Source organism: Micromonospora sp. ATA51, from assembly GCF_016802855.1.
GTDB lineage: Bacteria > Actinomycetota > Actinomycetes > Mycobacteriales > Micromonosporaceae > Micromonospora > Micromonospora sicca.
Window position 1 is genome coordinate 1 of record NZ_JAEVHJ010000683.1, and the last position, 1,146, is coordinate 1,146.

Annotated in this window: 1 protein-coding gene; it reads right to left on the reverse strand. The window is 77.1% G+C overall.

Going from position 1 to position 1,146, the window contains the following annotated elements; genetic code table 11:
- Positions 1–1,146 (reverse strand): metallophosphoesterase family protein (locus JNW87_RS38940; protein ID WP_375373620.1); only part of this gene is annotated, 1,146 nt, incomplete at both ends.

The window sequence follows — 1,146 nt, forward strand, 5'->3', positions numbered from 1 at the left end:
CGGCGCGGCGGCCGGCACGGCCGGGCGCCGCCGTGCCCTGGGTCGGCCCCTCCGCAGCGGTCGGCAGCCGCGGATCGGGCACCTGGGCCGGGCCGGCCGCCCCGAAGGTGGCCTCCGACCGGGGCCAGCGCACCGCCGTCGGCTCGCCCACGTCGTGCCGGTCGTCGCGGCCGAGCACCCAGCGGGTCATCCCGTCGGCGGCCAGCCGCAGCACCTGCGCCCGGCCGTCGCGGGACGCGGTGGACAGCGGCACCACCGGGTCGACCGGCGCGCGGGTCGGCGCGGCGTCGGAGAGCAGCAGGTTGAGCATCGGCCCGACCAGCCGGTTGAACGGCCCGCGGTCGCGCAGGGTCGTCCCGTCCGCGACGGCGACCTCGTCGGCGTACGGGGTGCGTGGGCCGGGTGCGTGCGCCATGGCGCCCAGCCGCAGCCAGCCGGACTGCTGGTAGTGCCGCAGGCGCTGGGCGAACCAGGTGGACTGGGCCTCGCCGAGGAAGCCGTACCGGTCCTCCTCGCGGTGGGTGACCGCGACGGTGGAGTTCAGCCCCGCCACCACGACCCGCAGGTCCGGCACCGCGAACAGCGTCCACGGCTGCTCGCTGTCGAAGATCCGGTCCTCCAGGCCCTGGTACAGCTCGTCGAAGAGCCGGGCGTAGTGCCGCCACTTCGGCCAGTACGGCGGCTGCGGGTCGACGTCGTCGGCCTCGCAGGTGGCGAAGTACGCGCGGCTGGCGGCCATGGTGACGTCCCGGGGGCCGGGCACCACGACGAGCCGGTGCGGCTCCAACCCGAGCAGCACCCGCAGCCCGGTGAGGAAGCTCAGCGCGTCGGAGAACTCGCGCGGGCTGCCCGACTCGGTCAGGTTGCCGGCCACCACCAGCAGGTCCGGCCGGGGGACGCCGTCGTTCATCAGCAGCGTCAGGTCGCCCATCAGGTGTTCCTGCAGCTCGCCCGGGGTGACCGGGGCGCCGGGGGAGATCATGCCCCGGCCGAAGCGCGGCCCGGCCACCTGGAACACGGTCACGGTGGACCGGGCGTCGGGCAGCGCCAGCGCCGCGGGCGGGAACGGCGGCGGGTTGATCGGCGTACGGCGGGAGCGGCGCGGCGCGGGCACGCCCGCGGCCGGCTCGGCGAGCACCCGCGCCC